Origin of the sequence: Streptomyces sp. NPDC102279, assembly GCF_044766365.1 — a bacterium.
Lineage (GTDB): Bacteria > Actinomycetota > Actinomycetes > Streptomycetales > Streptomycetaceae > Streptomyces.
The window spans coordinates 52,641-78,757 of sequence record NZ_JBIWLU010000020.1 but is presented as its reverse complement, the minus strand read 5'-3'; the positions used below and the strand labels follow the sequence as shown (position 1 = coordinate 78,757).

General features: G+C 67.8%; 19 protein-coding genes and 1 pseudogene. 15 read left to right on the top strand and 5 right to left on the bottom strand.

Annotated features, from left to right (window positions below):
- Nucleotides 1-706 precede the first annotated feature (706 nt).
- The 9 genes from ACIRQH_RS38045 to ACIRQH_RS38005 all read left to right on the top strand — a co-directional run bounded on the left by ACIRQH_RS38045 (nucleotide 707) and on the right by ACIRQH_RS38005 (nucleotide 11,704).
- A complete protein-coding gene (locus tag ACIRQH_RS38045) occupies nucleotides 707-1,639 on the top strand; it encodes an SDR family oxidoreductase (RefSeq protein WP_404229844.1) in 933 nt (310 codons plus the stop codon).
- Nucleotides 1,636-2,496: a MaoC/PaaZ C-terminal domain-containing protein gene (locus ACIRQH_RS38040; protein ID WP_404229841.1), complete on the top strand. Its 861-nt coding sequence runs from the start codon at nucleotides 1,636-1,638 to the stop codon at nucleotides 2,494-2,496. Before ACIRQH_RS38045 ends, ACIRQH_RS38040 begins: the two co-directional genes overlap by 4 nt.
- Entirely contained in the window at nucleotides 2,493-2,927 is a 435-nt protein-coding gene (locus ACIRQH_RS38035; protein WP_404229838.1) for a Zn-ribbon domain-containing OB-fold protein, read from the top strand. The genes ACIRQH_RS38040 and ACIRQH_RS38035 overlap by 4 nt, the downstream gene beginning before the upstream one ends.
- Nucleotides 2,924-4,063 carry a thiolase C-terminal domain-containing protein gene (locus tag ACIRQH_RS38030; protein ID WP_404229836.1) on the top strand — a complete coding sequence of 380 codons (1,140 nt, stop codon included), beginning with the start codon at nucleotides 2,924-2,926 and terminating at the stop codon, nucleotides 4,061-4,063. Before ACIRQH_RS38035 ends, ACIRQH_RS38030 begins: the two co-directional genes overlap by 4 nt.
- Nucleotide 4,064: 1 nt before the next feature.
- Nucleotides 4,065-5,252 (top strand): acyl-CoA dehydrogenase family protein, encoded by a 1,188-nt coding sequence (locus ACIRQH_RS38025; protein WP_404229833.1) that lies wholly within the window; start codon nucleotides 4,065-4,067, stop codon nucleotides 5,250-5,252.
- Nucleotides 5,253-5,279: 27 nt separating this feature from the next.
- A complete protein-coding gene (locus ACIRQH_RS38020; protein ID WP_404229831.1) occupies nucleotides 5,280-6,380 on the top strand; it encodes an acyl-CoA dehydrogenase family protein in 1,101 nt (366 codons plus the stop codon).
- Between the two features lie 563 nt (nucleotides 6,381-6,943).
- Entirely contained in the window at nucleotides 6,944-8,035 is a 1,092-nt protein-coding gene (locus ACIRQH_RS38015) for an LLM class F420-dependent oxidoreductase (protein ID WP_404229828.1), read from the top strand.
- 130 nt (nucleotides 8,036-8,165) lie between these two features.
- Nucleotides 8,166-9,998, top strand: a complete 1,833-nt coding sequence (locus ACIRQH_RS38010; RefSeq protein WP_404229825.1) for a flavin-containing monooxygenase — start codon at nucleotides 8,166-8,168, stop codon at nucleotides 9,996-9,998.
- 92 nt (nucleotides 9,999-10,090) lie between these two features.
- Nucleotides 10,091-11,704 carry a long-chain-fatty-acid--CoA ligase gene (locus ACIRQH_RS38005; protein WP_404229822.1) on the top strand — a complete coding sequence of 538 codons (1,614 nt, stop codon included), beginning with the start codon at nucleotides 10,091-10,093 and terminating at the stop codon, nucleotides 11,702-11,704.
- Nucleotides 11,705-11,938: 234 nt separating this feature from the next.
- Here the strand turns inward: ACIRQH_RS38005 and ACIRQH_RS38000 are convergent, their stop codons facing one another.
- Together ACIRQH_RS38000 and ACIRQH_RS37995 are read right to left on the bottom strand one after the other, a co-directional pair.
- The gene (locus tag ACIRQH_RS38000; RefSeq protein ID WP_404229972.1) at nucleotides 11,939-12,400 is read right to left on the bottom strand and encodes an MFS transporter; all 462 of its coding nucleotides are present in this window, start codon (nucleotides 12,398-12,400) and stop codon (nucleotides 11,939-11,941) included.
- A 137-nt stretch (nucleotides 12,401-12,537) separates the two neighbouring features.
- Nucleotides 12,538-13,680, bottom strand: a complete 1,143-nt coding sequence (locus ACIRQH_RS37995; RefSeq protein WP_404229819.1) for an acetyl-CoA C-acetyltransferase — start codon at nucleotides 13,678-13,680, stop codon at nucleotides 12,538-12,540.
- 867 nt (nucleotides 13,681-14,547) lie between these two features.
- Between ACIRQH_RS37995 and ACIRQH_RS37990 the strand changes: the two genes are divergently transcribed.
- The 5 genes from ACIRQH_RS37990 to ACIRQH_RS37970 all read left to right on the top strand — a co-directional run bounded on the left by ACIRQH_RS37990 (nucleotide 14,548) and on the right by ACIRQH_RS37970 (nucleotide 21,215).
- On the top strand, nucleotides 14,548-15,084 hold the full coding sequence (locus ACIRQH_RS37990; protein ID WP_404229816.1) for an alpha/beta hydrolase fold domain-containing protein: 537 nt from the start codon (nucleotides 14,548-14,550) through the stop codon (nucleotides 15,082-15,084).
- A 786-nt stretch (nucleotides 15,085-15,870) separates the two neighbouring features.
- On the top strand, nucleotides 15,871-16,614 hold the full coding sequence (locus ACIRQH_RS37985; protein WP_404229812.1) for an SDR family NAD(P)-dependent oxidoreductase: 744 nt from the start codon (nucleotides 15,871-15,873) through the stop codon (nucleotides 16,612-16,614).
- A gap of 49 nt (nucleotides 16,615-16,663) precedes the next feature.
- Nucleotides 16,664-17,545, top strand: a complete 882-nt coding sequence (locus ACIRQH_RS37980) for an enoyl-CoA hydratase-related protein (RefSeq protein ID WP_404229810.1) — start codon at nucleotides 16,664-16,666, stop codon at nucleotides 17,543-17,545.
- A gap of 536 nt (nucleotides 17,546-18,081) precedes the next feature.
- Nucleotides 18,082-19,692, top strand: coding sequence for an AMP-binding protein (locus ACIRQH_RS37975; RefSeq protein ID WP_404229807.1), 1,611 nt, complete (start codon nucleotides 18,082-18,084; stop codon nucleotides 19,690-19,692).
- 299 nt (nucleotides 19,693-19,991) lie between these two features.
- A complete protein-coding gene (locus tag ACIRQH_RS37970) occupies nucleotides 19,992-21,215 on the top strand; it encodes a CaiB/BaiF CoA transferase family protein (protein ID WP_404229805.1) in 1,224 nt (407 codons plus the stop codon).
- A gap of 338 nt (nucleotides 21,216-21,553) precedes the next feature.
- On the opposite strand, the gene ACIRQH_RS37965 is transcribed toward ACIRQH_RS37970, so the two are convergent.
- The 3 genes from ACIRQH_RS37965 to ACIRQH_RS37955 form a co-directional block, all read right to left on the bottom strand.
- Nucleotides 21,554-22,672 (bottom strand): NDMA-dependent alcohol dehydrogenase, encoded by a 1,119-nt coding sequence (locus ACIRQH_RS37965; RefSeq protein WP_404229802.1) that lies wholly within the window; start codon nucleotides 22,670-22,672, stop codon nucleotides 21,554-21,556.
- A 574-nt stretch (nucleotides 22,673-23,246) separates the two neighbouring features.
- Nucleotides 23,247-24,449: a CaiB/BaiF CoA transferase family protein gene (locus ACIRQH_RS37960; protein ID WP_404229799.1), complete on the bottom strand. Its 1,203-nt coding sequence runs from the start codon at nucleotides 24,447-24,449 to the stop codon at nucleotides 23,247-23,249.
- Between the two features lie 303 nt (nucleotides 24,450-24,752).
- Nucleotides 24,753-25,793 (bottom strand): NAD(P)-dependent alcohol dehydrogenase, encoded by a 1,041-nt coding sequence (locus tag ACIRQH_RS37955; protein WP_404229796.1) that lies wholly within the window; start codon nucleotides 25,791-25,793, stop codon nucleotides 24,753-24,755.
- 192 nt (nucleotides 25,794-25,985) lie between these two features.
- Here ACIRQH_RS37955 and ACIRQH_RS37950 point away from each other — a divergent pair.
- Nucleotides 25,986-26,111, top strand: a pseudogene (locus ACIRQH_RS37950) (IS5/IS1182 family transposase); the annotation flags it as partial.
- Between the last annotated feature and the right edge of the window lie 6 nt (nucleotides 26,112-26,117).

Here is a 26,117-nt window from a genome sequence, read left to right as displayed (position 1 = left end):
GTAGGCGTCCGATCCTCGTCTCGCATGGTTTGACCTGGTGTTCTCTTGACGAATGCCGACGGTTGCGCCGAACCTGCCGGTCTGCCTACCCTGCGCCCGCCGACAGCGCCCTGAGGCCCCCGAGGTCTCCACTCCAGGCGACACAACGGAGCCGTGGACAGGACGACAGGTCGACGTTGACATCGGAAATTTCGGCGGCCGCCTATGACGCGACTCACGAGGGCCGGTGAACAGCGGGTGTGATGGACGCCTGGGGGAGATCCGGGCGCGAGGTGAACGGCACGTGGCTGGGCGTCATGTCGAAGGGCTCAACCATGTCGGGGAACCGATCGTGGTGTCCTCGACCAGTCGTCCTCCACCACCCGGCCGACCACTGTCTGTGCACGTCAGCGCCATGATCGCGATGGCGCATCGCTGTCCAGGAAGGCCGGAACGGATTCGCTCTTGCCTGTAGAGCGACAGTGGATTAGGGTCATTTTCGATGTTGACATCGAATGTGAGACGTTGTCGAGGTGTGGCACTCCGCACCGGTACTTCTCCCACCCTGTACGGAGCCCTTCTCTGACCGTCGACGGTGTACCGGGCTCCGTCGCACCCCCCTTTTACGACGAAGCGGCACGGCCGTGATGCGAGTGAGCGGCCGTTGGCCGGGCGGTGCGCGACCCGGGCCGCGCACCGCCGCTCACCCTGATAAGGAAGAGGAACGATGAACAGGACTCTGGACGGCCGGGTGGCCGTTATTACTGGAGCGGGCCGAGGAATTGGCCGCGGTCACGCCCTTGAGTTCGCTCGCCGAGGGGCCAAGGTCGTGGTGAACGATCTCGGTGGCTCGCGTGACGGCACGGGCAGCGACGCCGGCCCGGCGGCCGCCGTGGTCGAGGAGATTCTTGCGGCCGGTGGCGAAGCCATCGCGAACACGGACGACGTCGCCGATGAGCAAGGGGCGAAGAATCTCATCGACTCCGCCATCGAGCACTTCGGCCGCCTGGACGTGCTGGTCAACAATGCAGGCATCCTGCGCGATCGCACGGTGGCCAACATGACGTACGCCGAGTGGGACGCGGTGATCCGGGTGCACATGCGGGGCACCTTCGGTCCCACGCACTTCGCCGTGGCGCACTGGCGGAACCTGGCCAAGGCGGGCGAGACCGTCGATGCCCGCGTCATCAACACCAGCTCCTCCTCCGGCCTTTACTGCAACCCCGGCCAGGCGAACTACGGTGCGGCCAAGGCGGGCATCGCCTCCTTCAGCGTGATCACTGCACGTGAGGTCGCCCGCTATGGCATCACGGTGAACGCCATTTACCCGAGCGCTCTCAGCCGGATGACCGAGGACCTTGCCGCCGCCGCGAACCTCGCGCCCGGGACCGCCGATGTCTTTGACCCCACCGACCCTGAGAACGTTGCCCCGGTGGTTGCATGGCTCGCCGGTCCGGACGCCAAGGACGTCACCGGCCGTGTGTTCGGCGTGTACGGCGGTCGAGTCACTGTCGCCGAGGGCTGGCACGCGGGTCCGTCGGCCGAGAGCGACAAGCGGTGGACGGTCGAAGAGCTCGACGATGTCCTGCCCCATTTGCTGGCGGAGGCCGCGGAGAACGCCGGCACCGACGGCAGCATCCCGGAGAAGGGCGCGCGATGACCATAGACGTCGATGCGGTCGGGCGTACCGCCGGTCCGGCCCAGATCTCCTGGAACGCCACCGACGCGATCCTTTACGCCCTCGGAGTGGGCGCGGGACAGGACGACCCGGCTGCCGAGCTGGAACTCACGACCGAGAACACCGAAAGCCTCGCGCAGCAGATCCTGCCGACCTACGCGATCGTGCTCAGCCAGAAGGCCGGATTGCGTGCGGGCTACGGCGACGTCGACACATCGAAGATCGTCCACGCGCAGCAGTCGCTGACGCTGCACCAGCCGCTGCCCGTGGAGGGCTCGGTCCTGCTGACCCAGAGGATCACCGGGATCCACGACAAGGGATCCGGTGCCCTGGTCACGACGGACACGGAAGGCGTGGACGAGAAGTCGGGCGACCTTCTGTTCACCGCGAGTGGCAGTGCGTTCATCCGCGGTGAAGGCGGCTTCGGCGGTGACCGGGGTCCGTCCTCGTCCTGGAACGCGCCCGCGCGGAAACCCGACCACGTCGTCAAGACGGCCACCCGGCCGGACCAGACCCTGCTCTACCGACTTTCCGGGGACCGTAACCCGCTGCACTCGGATCCCGCGTTCGCCGCCCGTGGCGGATTCGATCGTCCTATCCTGCACGGCTTGTGCACGTACGGCAGCACGGCCCGGGTACTCCTGCGCGCGCTGGGCGCCGCCCCGGACAGGCTGGCGTCGATCACCGGACGGTTCACCCGGCCGGTCATGCCGGGGGAGACGCTGACCGTCTCGATCTGGTCCGAAGGCGACACGCACTACTTCCGTACCACGGACTCCGAAGGCAATGTCCTGCTGGACCGAGGCATGGCCACTCTGCGTGAGGGTGACGCCGTATGACGCCGACCACGGGTGCCCCTCGCCCCAAGCCGGTCCCGCGGCCCACTGATTCGACGCGCCCCTACTGGGACGCGGCTGCGCGCGGGGAGCTGTGGATCCAGCGTTCGGTCACCACCGGCGCGTACGTGTTCTACCCGCGGACCGTGTCGCCGTTCGGCATCCACGACGAGCTGGAGTGGGTCCGCGTGAGCGGTCTCGCCACGCTCGACTCGTACGTGATCAACCACCGTCCGGCGCCAGGATTCGAAGCCCCGCACGTGATCGCCATCGTCAAGCTGGAGGAGGGTCCGCGGATGCTCAGCACCGTCGTCGGCGTCGACCCCGTCCCCGAACAGCTGGTGCTGGACATGCCGTTGCGGGTGGACTTCGAACCTCGTGGCGAAATGTCGCTGCCGGTGTTCCGTCCGGCGGAAGAGGGAGAGGCGCTGTGAAGCCCGGGGAAATCGCGATCCGGGGAGCCGCGGAGAGCCGCATCGGCAAGGTTCCGGGGGTGTCGGAGGTCGAACTCCGGGCAGAGGCCGCCGTTCTGGCGCTCGCCGACGCGGGACTTGACGTGTCCGACGTGGACGGCATCACCAGTGCGACCCAGTCGCCCCTCGACGTCGCGCACTACATGGGCATCAACCCGTCGTGGTACGACGGCACCACCGTGGGCGGCTGCTCTTTCCTCATCCACGTGCGTCACGCGGCCGCCGCGATCGCGGCAGGCCACTGCGAGACAGTACTGGTGCTGCATGGTGAGTCCGGTCGCTCCCAGGTGGGTCGCCCGCCGCGGGTCCAGCCGCCCGACTCGCTGTTCATGCAGTTCGAGGTGCCGTACGGGCTGTACGCGCCGCCCAACTCGTTCACCCTGCCGGTACTGCGCTTCCTCAAGGACACCGGCAACACGCAGGAGCATCTCGCCGAGGTCGTGGTGGCCCAGAGCAAGTGGGGCGAGGGCAACCCGCGGGCGAGCCGGCCGGACCTGGTGACCGTCGACGAGGTGATGTCTTCCGACATGATCGCCTATCCCTTCCGCAAGCAGCAGTGCTGCCCGCTCACCGACGGTGGCGGCGCGCTGGTGGTGACCTCCGCGGAGCGGGCGCTGGACGGTCCGAAGGCTCCCGTGTACCTGCTCGGGTCCGGCGAGTCGATGGACACGTCGCTCATCTCGGTCATGGACGACCTGACGTCGTCCAAGGGTTTCCGGCAGTCCAGCGCCGCCGCGTTCGCGGAAGCCGGGATCACGACCGAGGACGTCGACCACCTCATGGCGTACGACGCGTTCGCGCATCTCCCGCTCTACATGCTCGCCGACCTCGGCTTCGTCGACCGGGCGGACGTCGGGGCGTTCATCGCCGAGGGCAACACCTCGCCCGGCGGCCGGCTGCCCATGAACACCAACGGCGGCGGACTGCGGTACACCCACACCGGCATGTACGGCATGTTCGCCATCCAGGAAGCAGTACGCCAGCTCCGAGGCGAGGCGTTCCGCCAGGCCGGCACTCCCGAGATCAGCCTGGTTCAGGGTGTCGGCGGGATGTTCACGGCCGCGGCGACGCTCATCCTCTCCAACAGGAGGCCCTGACATGGAATCCGTCGAACACTACCGGGACCGGGCCAAGTCCTGGCTGGCCGAACACGCTCCGAGCACGAACATCCGGGACGACATCCCCGCCAGCCGGGCCTTCCAAGCGGCGCTCTACGACGCCGGATTCGCGGGGATCACCTGGCCTTCGAAGTGGGGCGGGCAGGGACTGAGCGCGGAGCACCAGCGTGCCTACAACGCCGAGGCGGGCGCCTACCAGCTGCCCGACGAACCGTTCGGCATCGGCTGGGGCATGGCGGGACCGGTCCTGATGGACCTGGGCACCGACGAGCAGTGCCGGCAGTACATCCGGCCGCTGCTCCGTGGTGAAGAGATCTGGTGCCAGCTGTACTCCGAGCCTGAGGCAGGGTCGGACGTCGCCGGATTGCAGAGCCGGGCGGTGCGGGACGTCGACGGCTGGGTCGTCAACGGTCAGAAGGTGTGGACCTCCCGGGCCCACTTCGCCGACCGCGGCATACTCATCGCTCGCACCGATGCCGACCTCCCCAAGCACCGTGGCCTCACCATGTTCGTGGTGGACATGCACGCTCCCGGTGTCGAGGTCCGGCCGCTGCGCGACATGACCGGAGCCTCCCACTTCAACGAGGTTTACCTCACCGACGTCCGGCTGCCCGCCGACGCGGTCGTGGGCACGGTCAACGACGGCTGGTCGGCCGCCATCAACATGCTCAAGCACGAGCGGGTCTCGATCGGCACGCGGCCCCGCCCCCGGGTGAACCCCCTGTCGGCCAAGAGCGTCGCGGAACTCGCCGCACGCTCCGGCCGTGCCCAGGACCCGGTGGTGCGCGGTGAACTGTCCAGGCTGTACATCGCCGAGCGTGCCTTCGAGAAGCTACAGGCCAGGCTGAGTGAAGAGGGCGCACGCGGCAAGGACGTGGGCGCGCGCGGATCCGTGGCCAAGCTGGCGGGGACCCTGCTCAGCCGAGCCGCCGCCGACCTCGCTTCCCGCCTCGCCGTCGGCACCGCCCTTGGCTGGGATCCCGCCGACGAGCGGGCACGGAGCCTCGCGGAGGCGCTGAACACGGTTCCCTCGGCCGGCATCGCCGGCGGCACCAACGAGATCCAGCGCAACATCATCAGCGAACGAGTCCTCGGACTGCCCAAGGAACCGCGAGCGGACACCAATGTGCCGTTCCGGGAGCTGAAGACCGGCCCGCAGCGCGCCTGACCACGTGATCCACCCGAGGAGAATGACATGGGGCTGACCCTGACCGACGAGCAGTTGGACCTGCGGGCGTCCATCAGGAAGCTGCTGGCCGACTATTCCCCGGCCGAGCGCGTCCGGGCGTTCGTCGACGGCGCTGCCGACGTCGGTGGCCGTGACGAACTGTGGACCTGGCTGTCCAAACGCGTCGACCTGACCGGCATCGGACTGCCGGACAAGTACGGCGGCACCGGTTCCGGGCTGACGGAACTCGCCGTGGTGCTCATGGAGACGGGACGCGCGCTCACGCCTTCCCCATATCTCGCATCGACGGCCTTGGCCGGTGGCGCGCTGGTCGTCATCGACGACGAGACCGCCTGTGCCGAGCTGCTGCCGGGCATCGCGTCCGGTGGGATCCTGGCCGCGTTCGCCCCGGCGAGCATGGGCTCCGCGGAGCCGGCGGCGCCGGTCGCCGGGGCCGACGGGCTCTCCGGTACCGCGCCTTTCGTCATCGACGGTGCCCTCGCCGACCACATCGTCGTCGAAGTGGCCGGAGCCGCCGGGCGGCCCGAGTACCACGTCGTCGACGGGACCGCGCCCGGACTCGTACGTACCGAGCTGATCAGCGCGGATCCCACCCGCGCAGTTGCCCGGCTGGAGTTCACGGCGGTGCCGTCCCGTCGCCTGGTCGCGAGCGACCCGACGACGGTGCACAGCCGGGTCAACGACCACGCCGCCTTTGTTCTGGCGGCCGAGTCACTCGGCGGACTGCTGCGGTGCATCGAGATGACGATCGAGTACGCCAAGCTGCGCGTGCAGTTCGGTCGCCAGATCGGGTCGTTCCAGGCCGTCAAGCACCAGCTCGCCGATCTGTACACGACCGGTGAGCTGGCGACCTCGCTCGTTCTGGACGCGTGCAGGGCCGCCGACAACGAACCGGACGCGTTCCCGGTCGCCGCACGAGCGGCACTCGCCTACTGCGGCACCGCCTACACACAGGTGGCGCGGGACACGATCCAACTGCACGGCGGTATCGGTTACACGTGGGAACACGACGCGCACCTGTACTTCAAGCGCGCGAACGCTTCCCGCGTCCTGCTCGGCGACCCCGAGCACCACGAGGCCGTCCTGGCGGACCTGCTCGGCATCTGATCGAAGAGCACGACCGTAAGGAGCGCGACGATGGCGTCGGGCGACGAAACTGCACCCTCCCGGAGTGACGGAGCACTGGGTTTCTGGTGGTTCGCCACCAACCCACTGCCCGGCTTGACCGGGCCGACGAATGGCACGTCGCGCCCCGACGCGGCACACCGACGCCCCGCTGTCCCGTCGCCCCCCACCCTCGGGGCGCCGGGACAGCCTGGGGGAGCGGGCGGGACCATTTCCGGGACATTCCGTGCTGCCCGGCCGGGAGGAGACGCACCTCGGGTGGTGGCCCCTCTCCCTCACGCCGGCCCCGCAGTCCACGAGCCGTACCAGGCTCCGATCGGACAGCACGGAATTGCCTCCGGCCTCCCGGCTGTCGTCATGCCCCCCTGGGCTCGCCCGGAGGCACCCATGCCATGCCAACTCCTGTCTCGGCGCCGCGCGTCCCGCGTTCGGTGCGGTTCCGCTTCCGCTGCACGCCGCGCTCACCGGTGGGCCGACTCATCCGAGCGAACCAGCCACCAGAAGCGTTCGGTGACGCAGGTGGGCTGTGAAAGAGGAGCGCAGGCATGAACCTTGGAGTAGGTCTCAGTATTGCGTTGAACGCCGCGAGTTACATCGACGAGGTCGTCGCCTACGAGGCTGCCGGGGCCGACACGGTGTGGGTCGGCGAGGGTTACGGCTTCGACGCCGTCTCGACCATGGGAGCCCTGGCCCACGCCACGGAACGCGTGCACATAGGGTCGGGCATCCTCGGCCTGTACAACCGGACCCCGACCACGACCGCGATGTCGATGGCGGGTGTGGACGCGCTGTCCGACGGGCGGGCCATCCTCGGCCTTGGAGCCTCGGGCCCCCAGGTCGTCGAAGGGTGGCATGGGGTGCCGTACACGGCGCCGATCGGCCGCACCCGTGAAGTCGTCGAGATCTGCCGGGCCGTCTGGCGCCGGGACCGAGTCGAGTACGCGGGGCGCCATTACCAGCTTCCGCTGCCCGTCGAGCGGGGGACGGGCTTGGGGAAGCCGCTGAAGCTGATCCACCAACCGGTGCGCGACCGGATCCCGGTGTTCCTTGCCGCGCTCGGCGAGAAGAACGTCGCCCTGACGGCTGAGATCGCCGAGGGTTGGCTGCCGATCTTCTACTGGCCCGAACGCGCCACCGAGGTGTTCGGGCCCGCGTTGGCCCGGGGCCTGAAACGCCGTGATCCCGAGCTCGGCCCCCTGCAGACAGTCGCCACCGGCCCCCTGGCCATCGGAGAGGGCACGGAGGAAGCGCTCGACCAGCAACGCCACAACGCCGCACGTTACTTCGGAGGTATGGGGGCGCGCGGTCACAACTTCTACAACAACCTGCTGTGTGCGTACGGATACCCGGAGGAAGCTGCTCTCCTGCAGGACCTCTACCTCGACGGCCGTCGTCAGGAGGCGGCCATGGCGGTTCCGGAGGAACTGCTGCGCAGCACTTCCCTGATCGGTACAAGCGAAGAGATCCTGCTGCGGCTTGCCGCCTACCGTGCGGCCGGCGTCACTCACCTGACGGTCATTCCTCAGGGCGCCACCGCAGAAGCGAGAGTCGGCCACATCGCCCGGCTTCGTGCACTGATCGATCAGCCGGCTACCGGAACGCGGTCCTCTCACGGCACGACGCAGCCGGTTCGGTAGACGATGCCGCCTCATCGATCGGCAACCCACGACTTTCAGACACAGCGGGATCGGTTCGGTGCACGCCGCGGCGTCACCGGTGCACCTCGCTCGCTCGAGCCGCAATCCACGACTTTCGTCCGGAGGACGCATGCCCACCCAAGAGAGCTCCCCGTCCCGACCGAGCGTCGACAAAGAGGCCCTGCGCCAGAAGTACGCGGAGGAACGCGCCAAGCGTCTGCGTTCTGACGGGACCGACCAGTACGTCCGGCTCGCGGATGACGTGGACCACGACCCGTGGGTGGAGATGACGCCGCGGGAGCCGGTCCACGACCACGTGACCTACACCTTCATCGGTGGCGGATGGGCCGGCGTGCTGGCGGGGGCGCGGCTCAAGGAACAGGGTGTCGGCGATGTGCGCATCGTCGACCACGCCGGTGACTTCGGGGGTGTCTGGCATTGGAACCGGTACCCGGGTGTCATGTGTGACAGCCTCTCCCTGGTCTACCTGCCGTTGCTGGAGGAGACCGGTCACATGCCGTCGGAGCGGTACGTGCACGGGCCGGAGATCCGCGAGCACTTCCAGCGCATCGGCCGGCACTTCAGCCTTTACGACAACGCCCTCTTCCACACGAAGGTGAGCGAGGTCGCCTGGCAGGAGGAGAACTCCCGCTGGCTGGTGAGCACCAACCGCGGTGACCGTTTCACCACGACCTTCCTCGGATTCGGAGCGGGCACCTTCAGCGTGCCGAAGCTGCCCGACATCCCGGGCGTCGAGTTGTTCGCGGGCCGGTCGTTCCACACCAGCCGCTGGGACTATGGCTACACCGGCGGTTCCCCCGAGGGGGCGCCGATGGACAAGCTCAAGGACAAGCGGGTGGCGGTCATCGGCACCGGGGCCACCGGTATCCAGTGCGTGCCGGAACTGGGCCGTGACGCCGGAGAGCTGTTCGTGATCCAGCGCACCCCGACGTCGGTCGATCAGCGCAACAACGGCCCGATCGATCCGGAGTGGTTCCAGTCGATCTCGGACACTCCGGACTGGCAGCAGCGCTATCACGACAGCTTCCTCACCAAGATGGACTCCCTGCAGGGCAGGCCGAGCGACGCCAAGGTCGAGGACCTGCTGAACGACGGATTCATCCAGATCGCCGACCGCACCGCTGCGGTGATCAAGTCGGCGGCGGCGCAGGGAGGCGCCGCCGACCGTATCCGCGCCGCTCTCGAAGAGAGCGACTTCGCGAAGATGGACGATATCCGGGCACGGGTCGACGCCGTGGTCGAGGACAGGGAGACCGCCGACAAGCTGAAGGCGTGGTACCGCCAGATGTGCAAGCGTCCCAGCTGGCACGACGAGTACCTGCCGACGTACAACCGGCCCAACGTGCACCTGGTCGATACCGACGGCAAGGGCGTGGAGCGGGTCACCGAGCGCGGTGTGGTGGTGGGCGGCACCGAGTACGAGGTGGACTGCATCGTCTATGCCTCCGGCTTCGACTACTCCCTGGATCCCGTGGCGCTCCTCGACTTCGAGGTGACAGGCAGGGACGGTCTGACGCTGGTGAAGACGTGGGAGGAGGGCATGCGCACGATGCACGGCATACACGTGCACGGCTTCCCGAACATGTTCATCGTGCAGCTCGCCCAGGGCGGACGGTTCGGTCTCAACGTCCCCACCGGGTGGCTGGAGGCCGCACAGACGATCGCTTCCGTGGTCGGTCACGCGCTGACCCAGGGACACCACGCCGTCGAGGTGACCGAGGAAGCCCAGACCGCCTGGGTCGACATCTTCCTCGAGGCGGCGGCCCGGATCGATACGAGCGCGCGGTTGGAGTGCACGCCCGGGTACTACAACAACGAGGGTCAGCGCCCCTCGCTGAAGGACCTGATGATGGAGGGGTACCCGGCGGGGCCGCGGACCTACTTCGAGCTCCTCAGGGAATGGCGTACGACGGGACGGTTCGAAGGCCTTTCCTTCTCCTGACCCCGGGGCCGACACGGCCCCGGGTGAAACACCACAGGAGATGTCTCCTCGTCGAAGGTGCTGCTCAATCAGCGACAAGAAGGAAGTGGATTATGCCCCTGTCCGATGGCGACGTCGTAGCCGCCGGCCGGCGGATGTCATTCGGGTCGCAACTTGCCCGAAGCGCCCGTAAGTACCCCGAGCGGGTCGCCTACCAGCACGGTTCCCACAAAGCGACCTTCCAGGAGTTGGACCTCCGTGTCTCGCGGCTGGCCAACGCGCTGACGGCGCGTGGGGTGGGGCATGGCGACCGGGTCGCGATGCTGATGCACAACAAGATCGAGGTCGCCGAGAGCTACCTCGCCGTGGCGCGGCTCGGAGCGATCGCTGTACCGATCAACTTCCGGCTGGTGGCCGGCGAGATCGCCTACATCCTCGCCGACAGCGGGGCCTGTGCGCTGATCGTCGACGCCGCGCTGGCCGGTGCCGCCGCGGACGCCGTGCGGGACCTCGACGGCGTGCGCTGTGTCCTGGTCGCCGGAGACGGAACATCCACTGCGATGCAGAACGCGGAACCGTACGAGGAGACGGTGACGGCGGCCTCACCGGACGACCCTGGGATCGACGTGTCCGAGCACGACGCGGCGTTCCTCATGTACACCTCCGGCACCACCGGCCGGCCGAAGGGTGTCATCCTCACCCATTTCAACCTGATGATGAACGCCTTCCTCCTGTTCCTTTCGCTCGGCGGGCTCTCGGAAGAGGCGGACGTCCAACTGCTCGGGGGGCCGATGTTCCACATCGCCGGCCTCGGGGCGACACTGCGCGCGCTGGCCGACGGCGGACGGGTTGTGATCGACGACTCCAAGGGCTTCGACCCGGTCGCGATCCTTGACCTGCTGGAGCGGGAGCAGATCACCACCTGTCACCTTGTGCCCAGCCAGTGGCAGGAAGTCTGCGCCGTACCCGATGTCAAGGAGCGCAAGCTCGCGCTGAAGCGGCTCGCCTGGGGCGCCTCCCCGGCGACACCGTCGCTGCTGAACACCCTGCTTGAGACGTTCCCGGACACGCCCGCGTTCACCGCCTTCGGGCAGACCGAGATGTGCGCGACCACCACTCTCCTGCACGGCAAGGACGCCGTACGGAAGCTTGGGTCCGTCGGCAGGCCGCTCCCGGGCATCGAGGTGCGGATCGTCGACGACGAGATGCGGGACGTGTCTGTGGGTGAGGTCGGCGAGATCGTCTACCGCGGACCCACGACCATGGTGGGCTACTGGAACAAGCCGGCCGAGACCGAGGACGCCTTCTCCGGCGGTTGGTTCCACTCCGGGGATCTCTGCCGGATGGACGATGAAGGCTTCATCTATGTAGTTGACCGCAAGAAGGACATGATCGTCTCGGGTGGGGAGAACATCTACTGTGCCGAGGTCGAGGCCGCGATCGACGCGCACCCGGGCGTGGCCATGGTCGCGGTAATCGGCGTCGAACACCCGAAGTGGGTGCAGACACCGCGCGCAGTGATCGTCCCGGTCGACCCGGCGAGCCCGCCGAGCGAACAGGAGATCGTGGACTACTGCCGGGACCGGATCGCTTCCTACAAGAAGCCGACCTCGGTCGTCTTCACGGAGGCGATGCCGCGTAACGCGAGCGGCAAAATCCAGAAGTTCCGGCTGCGCGAGATGTACGGGGAGGCAGATCTTCCGGCGACGGCGCGTCCTCAGGACTGAGCCGCCCCGTTGGGGGCGCTCGAGCCAACGGCCCGAGCGCCCGCGACGGGGCAGGCCGGCGGCGGCAGGGATGGGCAGCTGTCGGCAGCCGCCCCGGCGGGCAGCGTCGTGGTGAAGGCCGTCAGCATCATGGACCTGCCGGGCTTCGACGCCGCGGCCATCCGGGCGCCCCGGGTGCGCTGATGGGCGCGGCGGCAAGAGCCCGTTCACCACCTCACGCGGGCACTGACTCACTCAGCCTGCGGATGAGCCTGCGATCGCGGTCCGGATCGGCGAGGACCAGGACAAGGACCGCGGAGAGCGCGGCGTGATGATCACGATCAGGGCAGAAAGGGCGGGGGCCGCAAGGAGGGATCCGGCTTCGAGCCTGCTGTAGCCCAGGCCCTGCTCGAAGTAGGACGGCAGCCAGGTCAGTACGACGGTGGTCAGGGCACTGAGGACGGCGATCAGGATCGCGCTGGTGACGTAGGTGCGAGAACAGAGAATGCGACTCCACGGAACAGCTGGTTCCGTGTACAACTCCTCCGGCGCTGCCGCCGGGGGATCGTTCTTGACCGCGACACTGGTGAAAGGCCCTTCCTGCCACGCCAGCAGCCAGCACACCACCCAGATCATTCCCAGCACGAACAAGGCGATGAACGCCGCACGCCAGCCGTATTCGACGGCAAGGAAGGTGAGAACCGGTGCAAGGGCGATCTTCAGACGTCCGCCTGGATGTCAGAGATCTTGGCCGTGTGCACAGTATTCCTCCTCATTGAGGATGGCTGTTACTGGACGTGCCAAAGCGGGGCCACGTGCGGGCTGTTGCACGTGGCCCCATGGGTGCGAGAACGTCAGACGCGCTCGATGATCGTTGCGTTGGCCTGACCGCCGCCCTCGCACATCGTCTGGAGGCCGTATCGGCCTCCGGTGCGATGCAGTTCGTGGACGAGCTTCATCGCGAGGATCGCGCCGGTGGCACCGAGCGGATGGCCGTGCGCGATCGCGCCGCCGTTCACGTTGGTCTTGTCCAGGGAAGCGCCCGACTCCTTCGCCCAGGCCAGGACGACCGAGGCGAAGGCCTCGTTGACCTCGAAGGTGTCGATGTCGTCGATCGACAGGCCGCTGCGCTTGAGGACCGCCTGCGTCGCGGGGATGGGGCCGGTGAGCATGTAGACGGGATCGTCGCCCACGACGGCCAGGGCGTGCACGCGGGCCAGGGGAGTGAGCCCGTGGGTGCGCACAGCCTGCTCGGACGCCACCAGGAGCGCCGCCGCACCGACCGAGATCTGGCTGGAGACCGCGGCGGTGATGTCCCAGCCCTCGCGCACCGGCTTGAGATCGGCCATGGATTCGAGTGTGCTCGCGCGTCGGACGCCCTCGTCGTGTTCGACGCCGGCGAGCGGAGCGATCTGCTCCGTGAAGTAGCCGCTGTCGATCGCGTGGGCCGCGCGACGGTGGCTCTCGAGGGAGTACCGCTCCAGGTCGAGTCGGCTCAGCCCCCACTTCTCGGCGATCAGCTGTGCACCACGGAGTTGCGAGACCTCGTGCTGACCGTAGCGTTCGTCCCAGCCGGATCCATGGCGGCCGTGGGCGAGGTCTTCGAGGACCTTCACATTGGCGCTCATGGGCACCATCGCCATGTTCTCCACGCCGGCGGCCACCACGAGGTCTTGGGTCCCCGACATCACGGCCTGGGCGGCGAAGTGCAGCGATTGTTGGGAGGATCCGCACTGGCGGTCGATCGTCACGGCCGGGACACTCTCGGGGAGTCCGGCGGACAGCCATCCGCTACGGCCGATGTTGCCGGACTGTCCGCCGAGCTGATCCACACACCCCATGATCACGTCGTCGACGGCGGCCGGGTCCACACCGGTCCTGTCGATCAGCTGGCGCAGAACGTGTGCAGCGAGGTCGGACGGGTGAACAGCCGCCAGTCCTCCCTTCCGTGTTCCCACCGGCGTACGGGCTGTTCCGACGATGTATGCGTCTGCCATGAGCGCTTCTTCCTCGGGCTGATTCTGGGGTGCGTGATGACGTCGGCGCTCTGCAAGGGGACGTGTCGATGCGCCTGCGGAGGCCGCGATGGTCCGCGTAATTCGACACCGACATCGAAATAGCCGAGATTGAGATTATCCCCTGGCCGTACCTCCCGCAAGAGGGAAGGATCAGGGTGGGAAGGGGGAGTTCCGGGAGTCCGGCCTCGTGGTGGAAGCGCTGCCTGAAGGGCATCCCTCAGGCGGGTGCTCCAGGTCAGGGGGCGGCCGGGCCCATACCGTGCGGGGCTGGGGGCGGGTCACGCGAAGGGGTGGCCCCGGCCGTCGCGCCCCATTCTCAGGTTCGCCGGATCGGTCCGCGCATCCGTGGGATCGTCTGCGCCGGGCGCGTTCTTCGACCGGCCTCCGCGCGGCCGGCGCCCGATCGTAGATGGGTGCGACGACTCGGCACGGTCACCTTGAGGTCGGTGACCATCCTCCCGGGTTGTGGCGTCGCCGCCTCCATGTCGGGTGGATCGCAAGAGGCATCGGGGCGCCACGGAACGGCGGCCGGGTCCGGCGCTGGGACCTAAGCAGCACCCGGGCGACGGGCATCGATGGCCCGGGGTGCCGGCCGCGACGCCTCGCGTCACGCCCGGGTTGGTGACGCCGGAGTGATGCCGACCTCTCGAAGGTCGCGCCCGCGGGGAGGTCGTTCAGGCAGCGAAATCGTTTCCGTGGGGTTTCCTGTGAGTGCTGCAGACCCCTTGACCTCGGACCGGGCGGCAGTTACGTTCACCACAGTTTCGATACGGGCATCGAAGGTCGGAGTCGGAGGCGTGACAGGCCTCGAGGCCTGTCGAGATCGAGACTTCGGTGGAGGTGGACATGGCAAGCGATGCTGTACTCGGAGCCGGGCAGTTCTGGGCATCTATTCCTGAGATCACGGACGTCGACAAGGGGCGTGCCGCGATCGACCGGCTTCTCATCGGCATATCCGGAGCCGCGGATATCGAGGTGGGGGAGTGCGTCGATCTCGGCGATTTCACCGGCGAATGGATCACCTCCAGGGCGCCGACGACGGCTGGGTCATCTACTACATCCATGGTGGGGGGCCTGCGTCCGTTCGGCGGACACCCACCGCGACCTCTATCACCACCTCAGCAGGACGGCGAAGGCGCACCTGTTCGGCGTCAGCACCGGCTGGCCGCTGAGAACCCCTACCCGCTCAGCTCAAGGACGTGGTCGCGGCATTCCGGGCTGATCGAGCAGGGAGTCGCCCCGCGCCGAACCGTCGTCGTGGGTGCCTCGGCGGGCGGTGTTCTGACGGCCGCGCTGTCGCTCACCCTGCGAGATGCAGGTGAACAGTCTTCCCGCCGCGGCGGCCACCATCTCGGCCTATGCCGACTGGCCCGCGAGGAGTGAATCCTGGCGGACCAGCGGGAGCACGGTCTTCGGCGGTTTGACGGGGCTGCCGCCGCTTCTGCTGATGACAGGCGTCCGCGAGACGCTCCGCGACGAGTCGGTCATGCCGGCCGAACGCGCATAGGAGGCCAAGGGTGACGCCACCCTGGAGATTTGGGAGGACATGAACCACACCTGGCACATGTTCGTTCGATTCCTGCCCGAGGGTTAGCAAGCGGTGAAGCGGCTTGGGGAGTTCGCGCGAGCGCGCACACGAAGTAACTCTTCGCCCATGTAGCTAATCCCGACGTCGGAGTCGAATCATCTGGAGCGTACGGTGACAGGCAACGGCACACACTCGCGAACCTGCGACTCACATGTCCGTGAACTTCGCCGACGAAGGTTGTTCACGGTGGGCCGAGCAAGCCCTGTGTCTGGGTCCGACTTCGCGCGGAGCTGGTGTGAACGTCCCGGCCTCCGACCATCGGTTCGCCATCTCCCGCGGGTGCGGCGTGACGTTGTCCCGGTCGGCCGCAGAGGGTCTGGGAACGGTCATCCCTGGTTGCTGGTTCGGGCGAAACGCCCCTGCTGGTGTTTCCGGTCGGACCAGCCCGCCTCGTGGCTGCCACGTGTGAACGCAGGCCGGATTGTGATCGAGGTCGCCAAGCCCACCAACGCCACCCGGACCCGAGTCGTTTCACGGATTCGTCGTCAAGGCGCGGTGTGTCCAGGGACGAGTTTCGAATCAGGTCGAGGCGGTTGGCACGACTGTTTGTCATTCCCACCTAGAAAGGCAGGTTAGAGCTGATGTCAAGGCTTTCCGGGAAGGTTGCCGTCATCACGGGCGGAGCGAGCGGAATCGGAGCGGCCTGCGCTCGGCGGTTCGTAGCCGAGGGCGCTCGCGTGGTCATCACCGACATCCGTCGTGAGGAGGGGGAGAAGTTTGCAGCCGAACTGGGCGACGCGGCGCGGTTCGTGCAGCAGGACGTGACGCAGGCCGATGGCTGGGATGCTGTCATCGCCCGGGCCGAGGAGGACTTCGGCCCGATCGCGGTACTCGTCAACAACGCGGGGATCGCCCCCTCCCGCTTGCTCGACGACACGACCGAGGACGATTTCCGTAAGGTCATCGAGATCAACCTCATCGGCAACTTTCTGGGCATCAAGGCGGTTCTCCCGTCGATGCGCAGGGCCGGCCGCGGTTCCATCGTGAACATCTCCTCCTCGGCGGGCCTCGTCGGTGGTCCGAACTCGGTCGCGTACACCTCTTCCAAGTTCGGTAACCGCGGTCTCGCGAAAGCGGCCGCGCTGGCCCTGGCCAGTGATGGCATCCGGGTCAACTCCGTTCATCCCGGACCGACCAACACCCCGCTGATCAACGTCACCGAGCAGAGCGCATCGGCGATACAGAAGCATGTGAAGGACCTCCCTCTGGGTCGGCTCGCTGAGCCGTCCGAGATCGCCAATATGGTTCTCTACCTGGCCTCGGACGAGTCCAGCTACTCCACAGGCTCGGAGTTCGTGGTCGACGCCGGCTTCACCGCGAAGTAGCAATCTGAACGTCCGCCCCCGGACGGAGCCCATGCACGATAGGAATGAAATGTCTGAGTACGAGAACATTCGATACGAGGTCAGCGAAGGCATCGCGACGATCACGTTGGACCGGCCGGACCGGCTCAATGCGTTCACGCGGGCGATGGGGCGCGAGATCAATGCGGCCTTCGACACCGCGGATGCCGACGACAACGTGCGGGTTGTGATCCTGACGGGGGCCGGACGAGGCTTCTGCGCCGGCGCGGATCTCGGCAGCGCCGACACCTTCGCGGAGCAGAACGCCGAACTGACGCGCCAGCACGACTTGGGGATGATCGACGGTGCGCCGCGGGACAGCGGGGGTTACACCTCGCTGAGAATCGCCGCGTCGCTCAAGCCGGTGATCGCCGCGATCAACGGACCGGCAGTGGGCATCGGGGTCACGATGACCCTGCCGGCTGACATCAGGCTGGCCTCGGAGTCGGCGAAGTTAGGGTTCGTGTTCGCGCGCCGCGGCCTGGTGCCGGAGGCCGCGTCGAGCTGGTTCCTGCCTCGTCTCGTCGGTATGTCCCAGGCGATGGAGTGGGTCGCCACGGGACGGGTGTTCAAGGCGGACGAGGCGCTGGCCGGACGGCTCGTTTCCCGCGTGGTGCCGGATGCGGACCTGCTGCCGACCGCACGCAAGATCGCCAGGGAGATCGTGGACAACGCCTCCGGTGCGGCTGTTGCCGTAGCGAGGCACATGATGTGGTCGATGCTGGGCGCGTCGACGCCCTACGAGGCTCACCGGGCCGACTCCAAGGCGATTTTCCGGTTGCGACAAGGACCAGACGCCGCGGAGGGCGTGTCGGCGTTCCTCGAGAAGAGGGCACCGAAGTTCGTGGCCCGCATCGGCGACTACGACGACGTGATGCCCAAGTGGCCCGCCCCGACAGGCGATCTGTCATGACACCCGCTGCGGGCAGCGGTTCCATCGGCGAGTGGGCCCAGCCGGTCACCCGGACCTCGCGTTATCGACTCGAGTGCCGAGAACGGCAGATCGGCTGTCCCACGAGCCTCCTCGTATCCACCTCGTCCGTACATCGACACCCCTCCCATGCCTGACGGCGCGGCTCTCCCGCCCTGACGCTCACACCGGACCTGCTGTCCGGGGGACAGGGCAGGTATGGGCGGGCGGGAAACGTGACTCGGCGCCGGAGCGGCTCTCGTGCCGGTCACCCCTGCTGTGTCATGAGGTGAGTCGAGTCCAGCCCGTGCCCAGCCGGAGACCGGTGCTCGCCCGTTCTGGGCGGTCACCGGGTGCCGTCGGTGCCGCACCGACATCTGATCGGTCACCTCTGATGTGGCCCGGGTCCTGGTAGCCGCCCCGTAAACACAGAGCGCGGGAGGCGATCCGGCGGGACAGCCGCCTCCCACGTCCGGTCGGTGGTCCCAACCGCGCCGGCACGGAACCGACCGACCTGCTGGACTACCGACGATGGGGGCATGACCATGACGGAAGCGACCAAGACGCCGACCGATGAGACGGCGCCGTTCCGGATCGACGGTGCGCTGGGATTCTGGCAGATCGCCTCGGTCCGGCCGGATCGGGTCGCCCTGGTGGACCAGGAAGGCCGCGAGACGACTTTCGGCGAGCTGCGCAGGTGGAGCGATGCCCTCTCCCACGGCCTGCGGTCGCTCGGCCTCACGACGGGGGACACTGTCGCCCTGGTGATGGGCAACACATCGGAGTTCCTCGCCATTCAGCTCGCCACCAGCCAACTGGGGCTGTACATCACGCCGGTCAACCGGCACCTCACCAGTCCCGAGATCGGTTACATCCTCGGCGACAGCGATGCGAAGGTGCTGATCGCGGGTGCCGAGTTCACGGAGGTCGCCGGTGAGGCGGCCGACGTCGCCGGATTGCCGGCCGACCGGCGCTTTGCGGTGGGCGCCGTATCCGGGTTCCGGAATCTGACGGAGTTGTCCGACATCCTGGACGGCGCCTCGCCGGCCGCTCTCGCGCACCGCCGGTCGGGGGGACGCATGCTCTACACCTCGGGCACCACCGGGCAGCCCAAAGGGGTCCGCAGACCCCTCCCGGACGCCAACCCCGAAAAGGTATTGGCCCATCAGCTCCCGACGGTGACCCGGCAGAGCGGCTGGCCGCCCGGGGACGGCACCCACCTCGTCGTCGCCCCCCTCTACCATGCCGCCCCCGACAGCCACGCACTGCACGCGCTGCACATCGGGAACACTGTCGTGCTGATGGACAAGTGGCAGCCCGAGCTGACGCTGCGACTGATCCAGCGGTACCGCATCACCTCAACCCACATGGTGCCGACCATGTTTCACCGACTGCTCGCGCTGCCCGAGGACGTCCGCGCCGCCTACGACGTGTCCTCGCTGGACTACGTGGTGCACGCGGCCGCGCCGTGTCCCATCCACGAGAAGCAAGCCATGCTGCGCTGGTGGGGTCCGATCATCTGGGAGTACTACTCCTCGACCGAGGGTGGCGGCACTTCGGTTTCGCCGGCCGACTGGCTGGAGCACCCCGGAACCGTCGGACGGGCCTGGGAGGGCGCGGAGGTGAAGGTCCTGGACGATTCCGGGAACGAGGTGCCGCCCGGGGTCATCGGGTCGATCTACCTGCGCAGTGGTGGCGGCTTCGAGTACTTCAAGGACCCGGAGAAGACCGAGGCCGCGCGCAGAGGCGACTTCTTCACACCCGGTGACATGGGCCATGTCGACGAGGACGGCTGGGTGTACCTCGCTGACAGGCGCTCCGATCTGATCATTTCCGGTGGCGTGAACATCTATCCCGCTGAGATCGAGGCCGCGCTGCTGGCCCACCCCGCCGTCGCCGACGTGGGAGTGGTCGGCCTGCCGGACGACGACTTCGGCAGCCGGGTCCATGCTGTGGTGCAACTGGTTGACGGAACCGTCGCCTCGGATTCCCTTGCACAGGCACTGATGGGGTTCACCGAGGACCGGCTGGCCAGGTTCAAGCGGCCCCGCTCCCTGGAGTTTCGCGCCCTTCTACGCACCCCCACCGGCAAGCTCAGCCGGGCCGCTCTGCGCCAGGAACTCCTCGACGAAGAGGCCCATGGGAACTGACGCGGCCTTTATGCGGCAACGCGTCGCGCGCACCCCTCGTGTGGAGGAGCCATGCTCGTGTGTGAGAAAACGATTCGGCGGCCGCTCGTCGGCGAGGAGTACCGGAAACCGGTGGAGCTCGGCCCTGCGGCGACACATAGGGTCTCCGCACCGGTGCGGACGGTGCGCCTGCCCGTCATCAGCGCGCCGCGTACCGCGCGCGATGCAGGTGCGACTCCAAGTGGCCGGTTGCGGAAGGAACTTCGCCCCTGCGTCGAGCGGGAGCCGGTCCTCGGCACACGCCTGAACCAGGTTTCCCGATGACCGGGCCGCTCACGGGCATCCGTGTCATCGAGGTCGGTGGTATCGGTCCCGGCCCCTTCGCGGGCATGCTCCTGGCCGACCTGGGCGCCGAGGTCATCCGCGTCGACAGGCCCACGAGAGGGAAGGACCTCGGGTCGCACCGGATCCTCTTCCGCGGCCGCCGATCGATCACCCTCGACCTCAAGCAGGAGCGCGGGCGCGGCCTCCTGGCCGATCTGCTCTCGACCGCCGACGCCCTGATCGAAGGCTTCCGGCCGGGCGTCATGGAACGGCTCGGCTTGGGGCCCGAGGTCCTTATCGCCCGCAATCCGGCACTCGTCTACGGGCGGATGACCGGCTGGGGACAGGACGGACCACTCGCCATGACGGCCGGCCACGACATCAACTACATCGCCGTCGCCGGGGCACTCGAGCCGCTCGCCGGCCCCGACCTCGCGCCCAAGCCGCCCCTCAACATGCTCGGCGACTTCGGCGGGGGCGGGATGCTGCTCGCCTGCGGTCTCCTGGCCGCGCTGCTGCACGCCCGCGAGACGGGTGCCGGGCAGGTGGTCGACGCCGCCGTCGTCGACGGCACCGCGCTGCTGACCTCCATGCTGCACGGGATGCGCGCGGGAGGTGACTGGCAGGCGCCACGCGGAGAGAACCGGCTCGACGGAGGCGCGCCGTACTACGGCGTTTACCGGGCCGCAGACGGCGGCTGGCTCGCCGTCGGCGCGATCGAGCCCCAGTTCTATGCCCAACTGCTCCACGGCCTGGGTCTCGCCGGCGAGTTCAGGGAAGTCGCCCAGAATGATCGGTCCGCCTGGCCTCGCGTCCGGGCCCGGTTCGCCGAACGCATCGCCGAGCGGACCCGCGACGAATGGGCGGGTGTCTTCGCCGGCACGGATGCCTGCGTGAGTCCGGCGATCGCTCCGCACGAGGTGAAGGACCACGCGCACGTCGATGCCAGAGGAACCTTCATCGAGGACGGCGGGCTGCTGCAGCCGGCGCCCGCGCCCCGTTTCGGAGGAACTCCGCTGACCCTCCCCGGACCCGCGCCCGTCCCCGGGGCCGACACCCGCGGCTTGCTCCGCGAGATGGGCCTGACCGACGGTGAAATCGATGAGCTGATTGCCGCGAGGACGGCGGGCCCCCCTGGGACAGTCGCGGGCGAGGAACAGGCCCCGGTGGAGCTGCTCGGGGATCCGGGCGCCGAGGTCCCGCCCTCCACCATGCGTTGACCCGGCCGCGCAGTGCCGGCTCGGCCGACCGGGTAGGCAGGTGACGCCGCACGGTCGACCCGATCCTCGCAGTCGTGCGGCGCCTTTCTCTGCTCGGAGAGACCGACGAACGTCCGGTTCCCTCAGGGGGGTGCCAGTCTCACAAGCACGTTGCGGGACGGAGGCCTGCATGCCCACGCAGTCCGCCTCGTTTGCGGCCGGCTGCCCTGACCATGTGCCCAAGGCGAAAGAGCGTGTCAGCCGTGACCTGGAGGCCGGTACGAGCACTGGAAAAGATCGATGTCGCTGGGCTGTGCCACAGGGGAGAGGCCCTACTTCACGGCCTTCTGGAAGACCCATCAGAAGCAGATGACACCACGGGTGATCTTGCCCGCACGCATGTCGGCGTATCCGCGATTGATCTCGTCCAGGGAGTAGCGCCTTGTGATGAGTTCGTCGAGCTTCAGCCGGCCCTGGCGGTACATGTCAAGCATGCGAGGAATGTCCACGGTGGGGTTCATGGAGCCGAAGAGTGAGCCCTTGATCGTCTTCTCGGTCATCATCAAGTTTCCGAACGGGATTGCGAGGCCGACATCCTGGGTGCTGCCCGCACCGCTGAGCACGAGTGTGCCTTGTCTGCGCACCGTGGCGTAAGCCTGCTGGATGTGCTCGGACTTGACGACGCCGATCGTCACGATAGTGACATCCGCGCCCAGGCCATGAGTGAGACTCTTGGCCAGCAGGCGCGCCTGCTTCAGGTCCTCGACCGCATGAGTCGCACCGAACAACATCGCGGTGTCCCTTTTGAGCGCGACCGGGTCGACCGCGATGACATGGGTGGCTCCAGCATGCGCAGCGCCCTGGAGCGCGTTGGCTCCGACGCCTCCCACACCCGCGACGACGACGGTGTCACCCGGGCGCACCCCGCCGGAGTAGACCGCCGCGCCCCATCCTGTGCCGACGCAGCATGCGAGCAGGCATGCCTGCTCCAGTGGCGTGTCGTCCGGAACCTTGACGGCCGAATAGACCGAGATCGTCGTGTACTCGCAGAACGCGGACACGCCGCACATCTGTCCTACGGGACTCCCGTCCTCCAAATGGATGCGGAAGCTGGTCGGATCAGTGGGACGTGCGCCGGTTCCGACCGTGGCACCGAGGTCGCACAGATTCTGATGGCCGGTGGCGCACCAGCGGCAGCGACCGCAGACGGGCACGAAGGAGAACACCACCTTGTCGCCGACCGCGAAGCCGGGGGTCCCGGGCCCGATGGCGTCGACGATCCCCGCACCTTCGTGGCCACCCGCGACCGGGTAGGTTCCCATCGGCAGGTCGCCCGTGGCCACGTGGTCATCGGAATGACACATGCCGGACGCGACCATCCGGACCCGCAGTTCTCCTTCGCGTGGGTCGTCGATGTGGAGGTCGGTGATTTCGTATGTGCCAGGCGCCTGGCGGATGACGGCACCACGAGTCTTCATTGATTTCCCTCCGGCAAGCCCGACCGCAGAACGGTTACTTCCGGCGGTCGACGGGGTCTGTCGTCCTGCAACTCGACATGCTGCGGGAACCACTTCGCGTTGTTGACCACCCGCATCACAGCGCCGGCGAACCTCATCGGTCTCCGCACTTGAGAAGCAGGAGACCGCTGCTCACGCTGTTCGGCGGCGCCGGGAAGCCGATCGATCCGACCTTGTCGCCGACGGAGCGTTCCGCCTACAGGTGTCCGGCGTCGTCTCAAGGACCTGCAATATTGCGATAGTTATATCGAATTGACTCAACCCGGCGATCGCTAAGCCGAGATGTCAAGGCCGATGGCCCTGCGACAGTGACTGCGCGGTTCCGCTCGCAGGTGTGAGGTCTCGCATGAGCGTGGCGCCGTCGCCGGCCCCCGCCTGCAGGGCGACCTCCGGGGTCGTGCCGTGAGCAGAGCGCTTGATTCCTTGCATCGCCTCGTGGGACTCCACCGCCGAATCCTCGACGGCGCTCACTGCGGGTGCCCGCGAGATGCTGTGCGACGACTCGACAGGTGGCCGAACGCGCTGCGGCAATCCCCTACGAGGCCCACTCCGTTCCGGAACCGGACTCCTCCCGTTCCTTGAGGTCGGCCAGTACCTCGGCCGTGTCCTGTCCCGGGAGCGGCGCCGGACGCCTGACTGCTGCTTCGGCACCCGCGAAGCGCGCCATGGACGGCAGCATGTGATAGTCGCCTGCTACGGGATGGTGGTCCAACGGCAGTGCTTCGACCATGTCCTCGATCTTGGCCACGCGTGTCGCGGGAATGCCCGTGCGCTGACAGTAAGTCAGCCACTCTTCGGTGGTGCGGGTCATGGCGATCCGGCGCACGTCTCGGTAGAGGGAGTCGGAGTTGGCCAGCGTGGCTCGCGCGTCCGCGTACCTCGGGTCGTCGGCGGCGCCCTCGATGCCTGCCTCCGTGAAGAGCGCTGCGTAGTGCTTGGGCGAGTACGGCAGCATGTGGACGAGGCCGTCACTGGTGGGGTGGGGTTTGCGGTCCGGCGAGAGGATGCGGGGATAGCCGGACGCGGGTTTGCCCGGCGCGTGGACGTGAGGCTCGCTGATGGCGCCGGCTCCGTGCTCGGTCAGCATGAAGGCCGTCATCGTCTGGGCCATGGGAACCTCGATGTGCTGTCCCCGTCCGGTGCGCTCACGGGCGAACAAGGCTGCCGCGATGGCCTGCGCCATCACAAGTCCGCAGACCTTGTCGGCCAGGATCGTCGGCATCAAGGTCGCTTCACCGTAGACACGCTCCATGAGGTCGGCGACCCCTGTCGCCGCCTGGATGATGTCGTCGTAGGCGGGTTCGTTCTCCTGCTCCGAGCCGAGCGGAAAGCCCTGGGCCTGGCAGTAGACGAGGTCCGGTCGGATCTCTCGTAGCGTCTCGTAGTCCAGGCCCAGGCGGACCAGGACATGGGGGCGCATCGTGGAGACCGCCACATCGCAAGTGCGCACCAGCTGCCGGATGGTTTCTCGACCCTCCTCGGACTTGAGGTCGACGTCGATCGAGCGCTTGTTGCGCAGCAAGTTGAGTGCGATGCCCGAAAGATCGTGGTGAGGGCCGGGGCCCATGACTCGGTTCGTGTCACCACCGGCCGCTTCCACGAGGATCACGTCCGCGCCTTGGTCGGCCAACACCTGTGTAGCGAGGGGCCCCATGATGACGCGAGTGAGGTCGAGGATACGGACGCCCTCGAGTGGTCCACGACTGCCTGACTCCTGGACGTTCACTTCTTCCTCCATCGGCTGGTCGTCGAAGCCTAAGTAAGGAGACGCGGCATGTCTATGGTCTGTCCTTTTTGCAAATAGGACCTTTGTCTCAGGCCCGGTGTAGGCCGATGAGGGACAGGCTCGATTCAGTTGGAACCCTCGCCGGTGGCCGAAGCCGCCGGGGACGGCGCATCTGCCGCCGGCCCACCGGGAGGGGGCGCCTTGCAGCCCGTGGCCGTGAGAATGGGAAGGTTCAGCTCCTGGACAGCGCTGAGGGTGCGACCCCCGTCTTCCGCAGGGAGTTGCACGACGTGCGGTCGCGCGCCCTGTGCACTGTCAGCCGTGTGGAAGGACGACCGCCCGGCCCTTGATCCGGCCCTGGTGCAGGCGCTCGTAAGCCACAGGCGCTTCGTCCAACGTGAACGTCTCGGTGTGCACCGACACCGCGCCGCAGCGGGCCAGTGCGAGCACCTCGGTGAGTTCGGAGCGGCTGCCCCAGTACGGCGCCGTGACCGACACCTCGAATGGCAGGCGTCCGAATCCCACCGCCACGGCCGCCCCGCCGAGGCCGACGAGAGCGATGTCGCCCTCCACCGCCACGACTGCCGCAGCGGTCCGGACTGTGGGTTTTACGCCGACGAAGTCGAACACCACCTCAGCTCCCAGCCCGCCAGTGAGTTCACGTACGGCCGCTGCGGCCCGCTCGTCCGAGGGAAACGCCGCGTGCGCGCCGACCTCACGGGCCAGCCGCAGCTTGTCCTCGCTGACGTCGAGGGCGACCACTCGAGCCGGGGTCATGGCACGCAGCAACTGGATGGCGACATGCCCCAGGCCGCCGGCGCCGATGACCACCGCTGTGGAGCCCGGCACCAGTTTCGGCAGGGAACGCTTGATCGCGTGGTACGGAGTCAGGCCGGCGTCCGTCAGCGGCACGGTAGCGACCGGGTCGAGCCCGTCGATCGGTACCAGGTGTCGGGCCGAGTCTATGAGCAGATACTCCGCCATGGAGCCCGGCCTGCCCAGCCCGGGCGGTCGGATGCCCAACGCAGCCGCGCGCAGGCAATAATTCTCCTTGCCCTCCGCGCACTTGGCGCAGCCACCGCAGCCCCAGGGTCCGTAGACGGCGACGGGGTCACCCTCCGCAAGCCCGGTTACGCCGGCGCCGAGCGCGGCCACCGTGCCCACACCCTCGTGCCCGAGGGTGAGAGGGAGCGGGTAGGGAAAACCCTCGGCAGGTCGACCCATCATGCCGATGTCGGAGTGGCACACACCGGCCGCTGTCACCTTCAGCACGACCTGCCCCGGACCCGGCTCGGGGTCTGGGACTGTAACGACCTCAGGTGCCGCCCCGATGGCTCGGTACTGCAGTGCCTTCATGGTTGTCTCGCTTCCTGATCCAAGTCGGGTCGGATGGCGGAGCCGGCCGCCGTCCGATGAGGTGCTGGTTGACGTAGGGAGGGAGGCACGGTCGGAGCGCAGGGAGATTTCCGGCGTGGCGACCTCCTCCGACAAACGTGGAGGGCCGATTCGCTATGGCGGGCCACGTGGAGTTGGGCTGTTCCGGTTGGGCTGTGGGAGATCGCGAAGCCGCTGATCCCGCCGTAGAACGTACGGCCACAGAGTGTGGGGGCACTAGACACGCCCGTTGAGACGCTCTGCGCTGCCATCATCCACGGTCTATTCAGCGGGTGTGCTGGGACC

What these genes read in the sequence shown, in the direction of transcription:
- ACIRQH_RS37995 (WP_404229819.1), bottom strand. Translation starts at nt 13,680, where the DNA reads ATGGCAGACGCATACATCGTCGGAACAGCCCGTACGCCGGTGGGAACA.
- ACIRQH_RS38040 (WP_404229841.1), top strand. Translation starts at nt 1,636, where the DNA reads ATGACCATAGACGTCGATGCGGTCGGGCGTACCGCCGGTCCGGCCCAG.
- ACIRQH_RS37980 (WP_404229810.1), top strand. Translation starts at nt 16,664, where the DNA reads ATGTCTGAGTACGAGAACATTCGATACGAGGTCAGCGAAGGCATCGCG.
- ACIRQH_RS37975 (WP_404229807.1), top strand. Translation starts at nt 18,082, where the DNA reads ATGACCATGACGGAAGCGACCAAGACGCCGACCGATGAGACGGCGCCG.
- ACIRQH_RS37960 (WP_404229799.1), bottom strand. Translation starts at nt 24,449, where the DNA reads ATGGAGGAAGAAGTGAACGTCCAGGAGTCAGGCAGTCGTGGACCACTC.
- ACIRQH_RS38015 (WP_404229828.1), top strand. Translation starts at nt 6,944, where the DNA reads ATGAACCTTGGAGTAGGTCTCAGTATTGCGTTGAACGCCGCGAGTTAC.
- ACIRQH_RS37965 (WP_404229802.1), bottom strand. Translation starts at nt 22,672, where the DNA reads ATGAAGACTCGTGGTGCCGTCATCCGCCAGGCGCCTGGCACATACGAA.
- ACIRQH_RS37990 (WP_404229816.1), top strand. Translation starts at nt 14,548, where the DNA reads ATGGCAAGCGATGCTGTACTCGGAGCCGGGCAGTTCTGGGCATCTATT.
- ACIRQH_RS38045 (WP_404229844.1), top strand. Translation starts at nt 707, where the DNA reads ATGAACAGGACTCTGGACGGCCGGGTGGCCGTTATTACTGGAGCGGGC.
- ACIRQH_RS38025 (WP_404229833.1), top strand. Translation starts at nt 4,065, where the DNA reads ATGGAATCCGTCGAACACTACCGGGACCGGGCCAAGTCCTGGCTGGCC.
- ACIRQH_RS38005 (WP_404229822.1), top strand. Translation starts at nt 10,091, where the DNA reads ATGCCCCTGTCCGATGGCGACGTCGTAGCCGCCGGCCGGCGGATGTCA.
- ACIRQH_RS38020 (WP_404229831.1), top strand. Translation starts at nt 5,280, where the DNA reads ATGGGGCTGACCCTGACCGACGAGCAGTTGGACCTGCGGGCGTCCATC.
- ACIRQH_RS38010 (WP_404229825.1), top strand. Translation starts at nt 8,166, where the DNA reads ATGCCCACCCAAGAGAGCTCCCCGTCCCGACCGAGCGTCGACAAAGAG.
- ACIRQH_RS37955 (WP_404229796.1), bottom strand. Translation starts at nt 25,793, where the DNA reads ATGAAGGCACTGCAGTACCGAGCCATCGGGGCGGCACCTGAGGTCGTT.
- ACIRQH_RS37970 (WP_404229805.1), top strand. Translation starts at nt 19,992, where the DNA reads ATGACCGGGCCGCTCACGGGCATCCGTGTCATCGAGGTCGGTGGTATC.
- ACIRQH_RS38035 (WP_404229838.1), top strand. Translation starts at nt 2,493, where the DNA reads ATGACGCCGACCACGGGTGCCCCTCGCCCCAAGCCGGTCCCGCGGCCC.
- ACIRQH_RS37985 (WP_404229812.1), top strand. Translation starts at nt 15,871, where the DNA reads ATGTCAAGGCTTTCCGGGAAGGTTGCCGTCATCACGGGCGGAGCGAGC.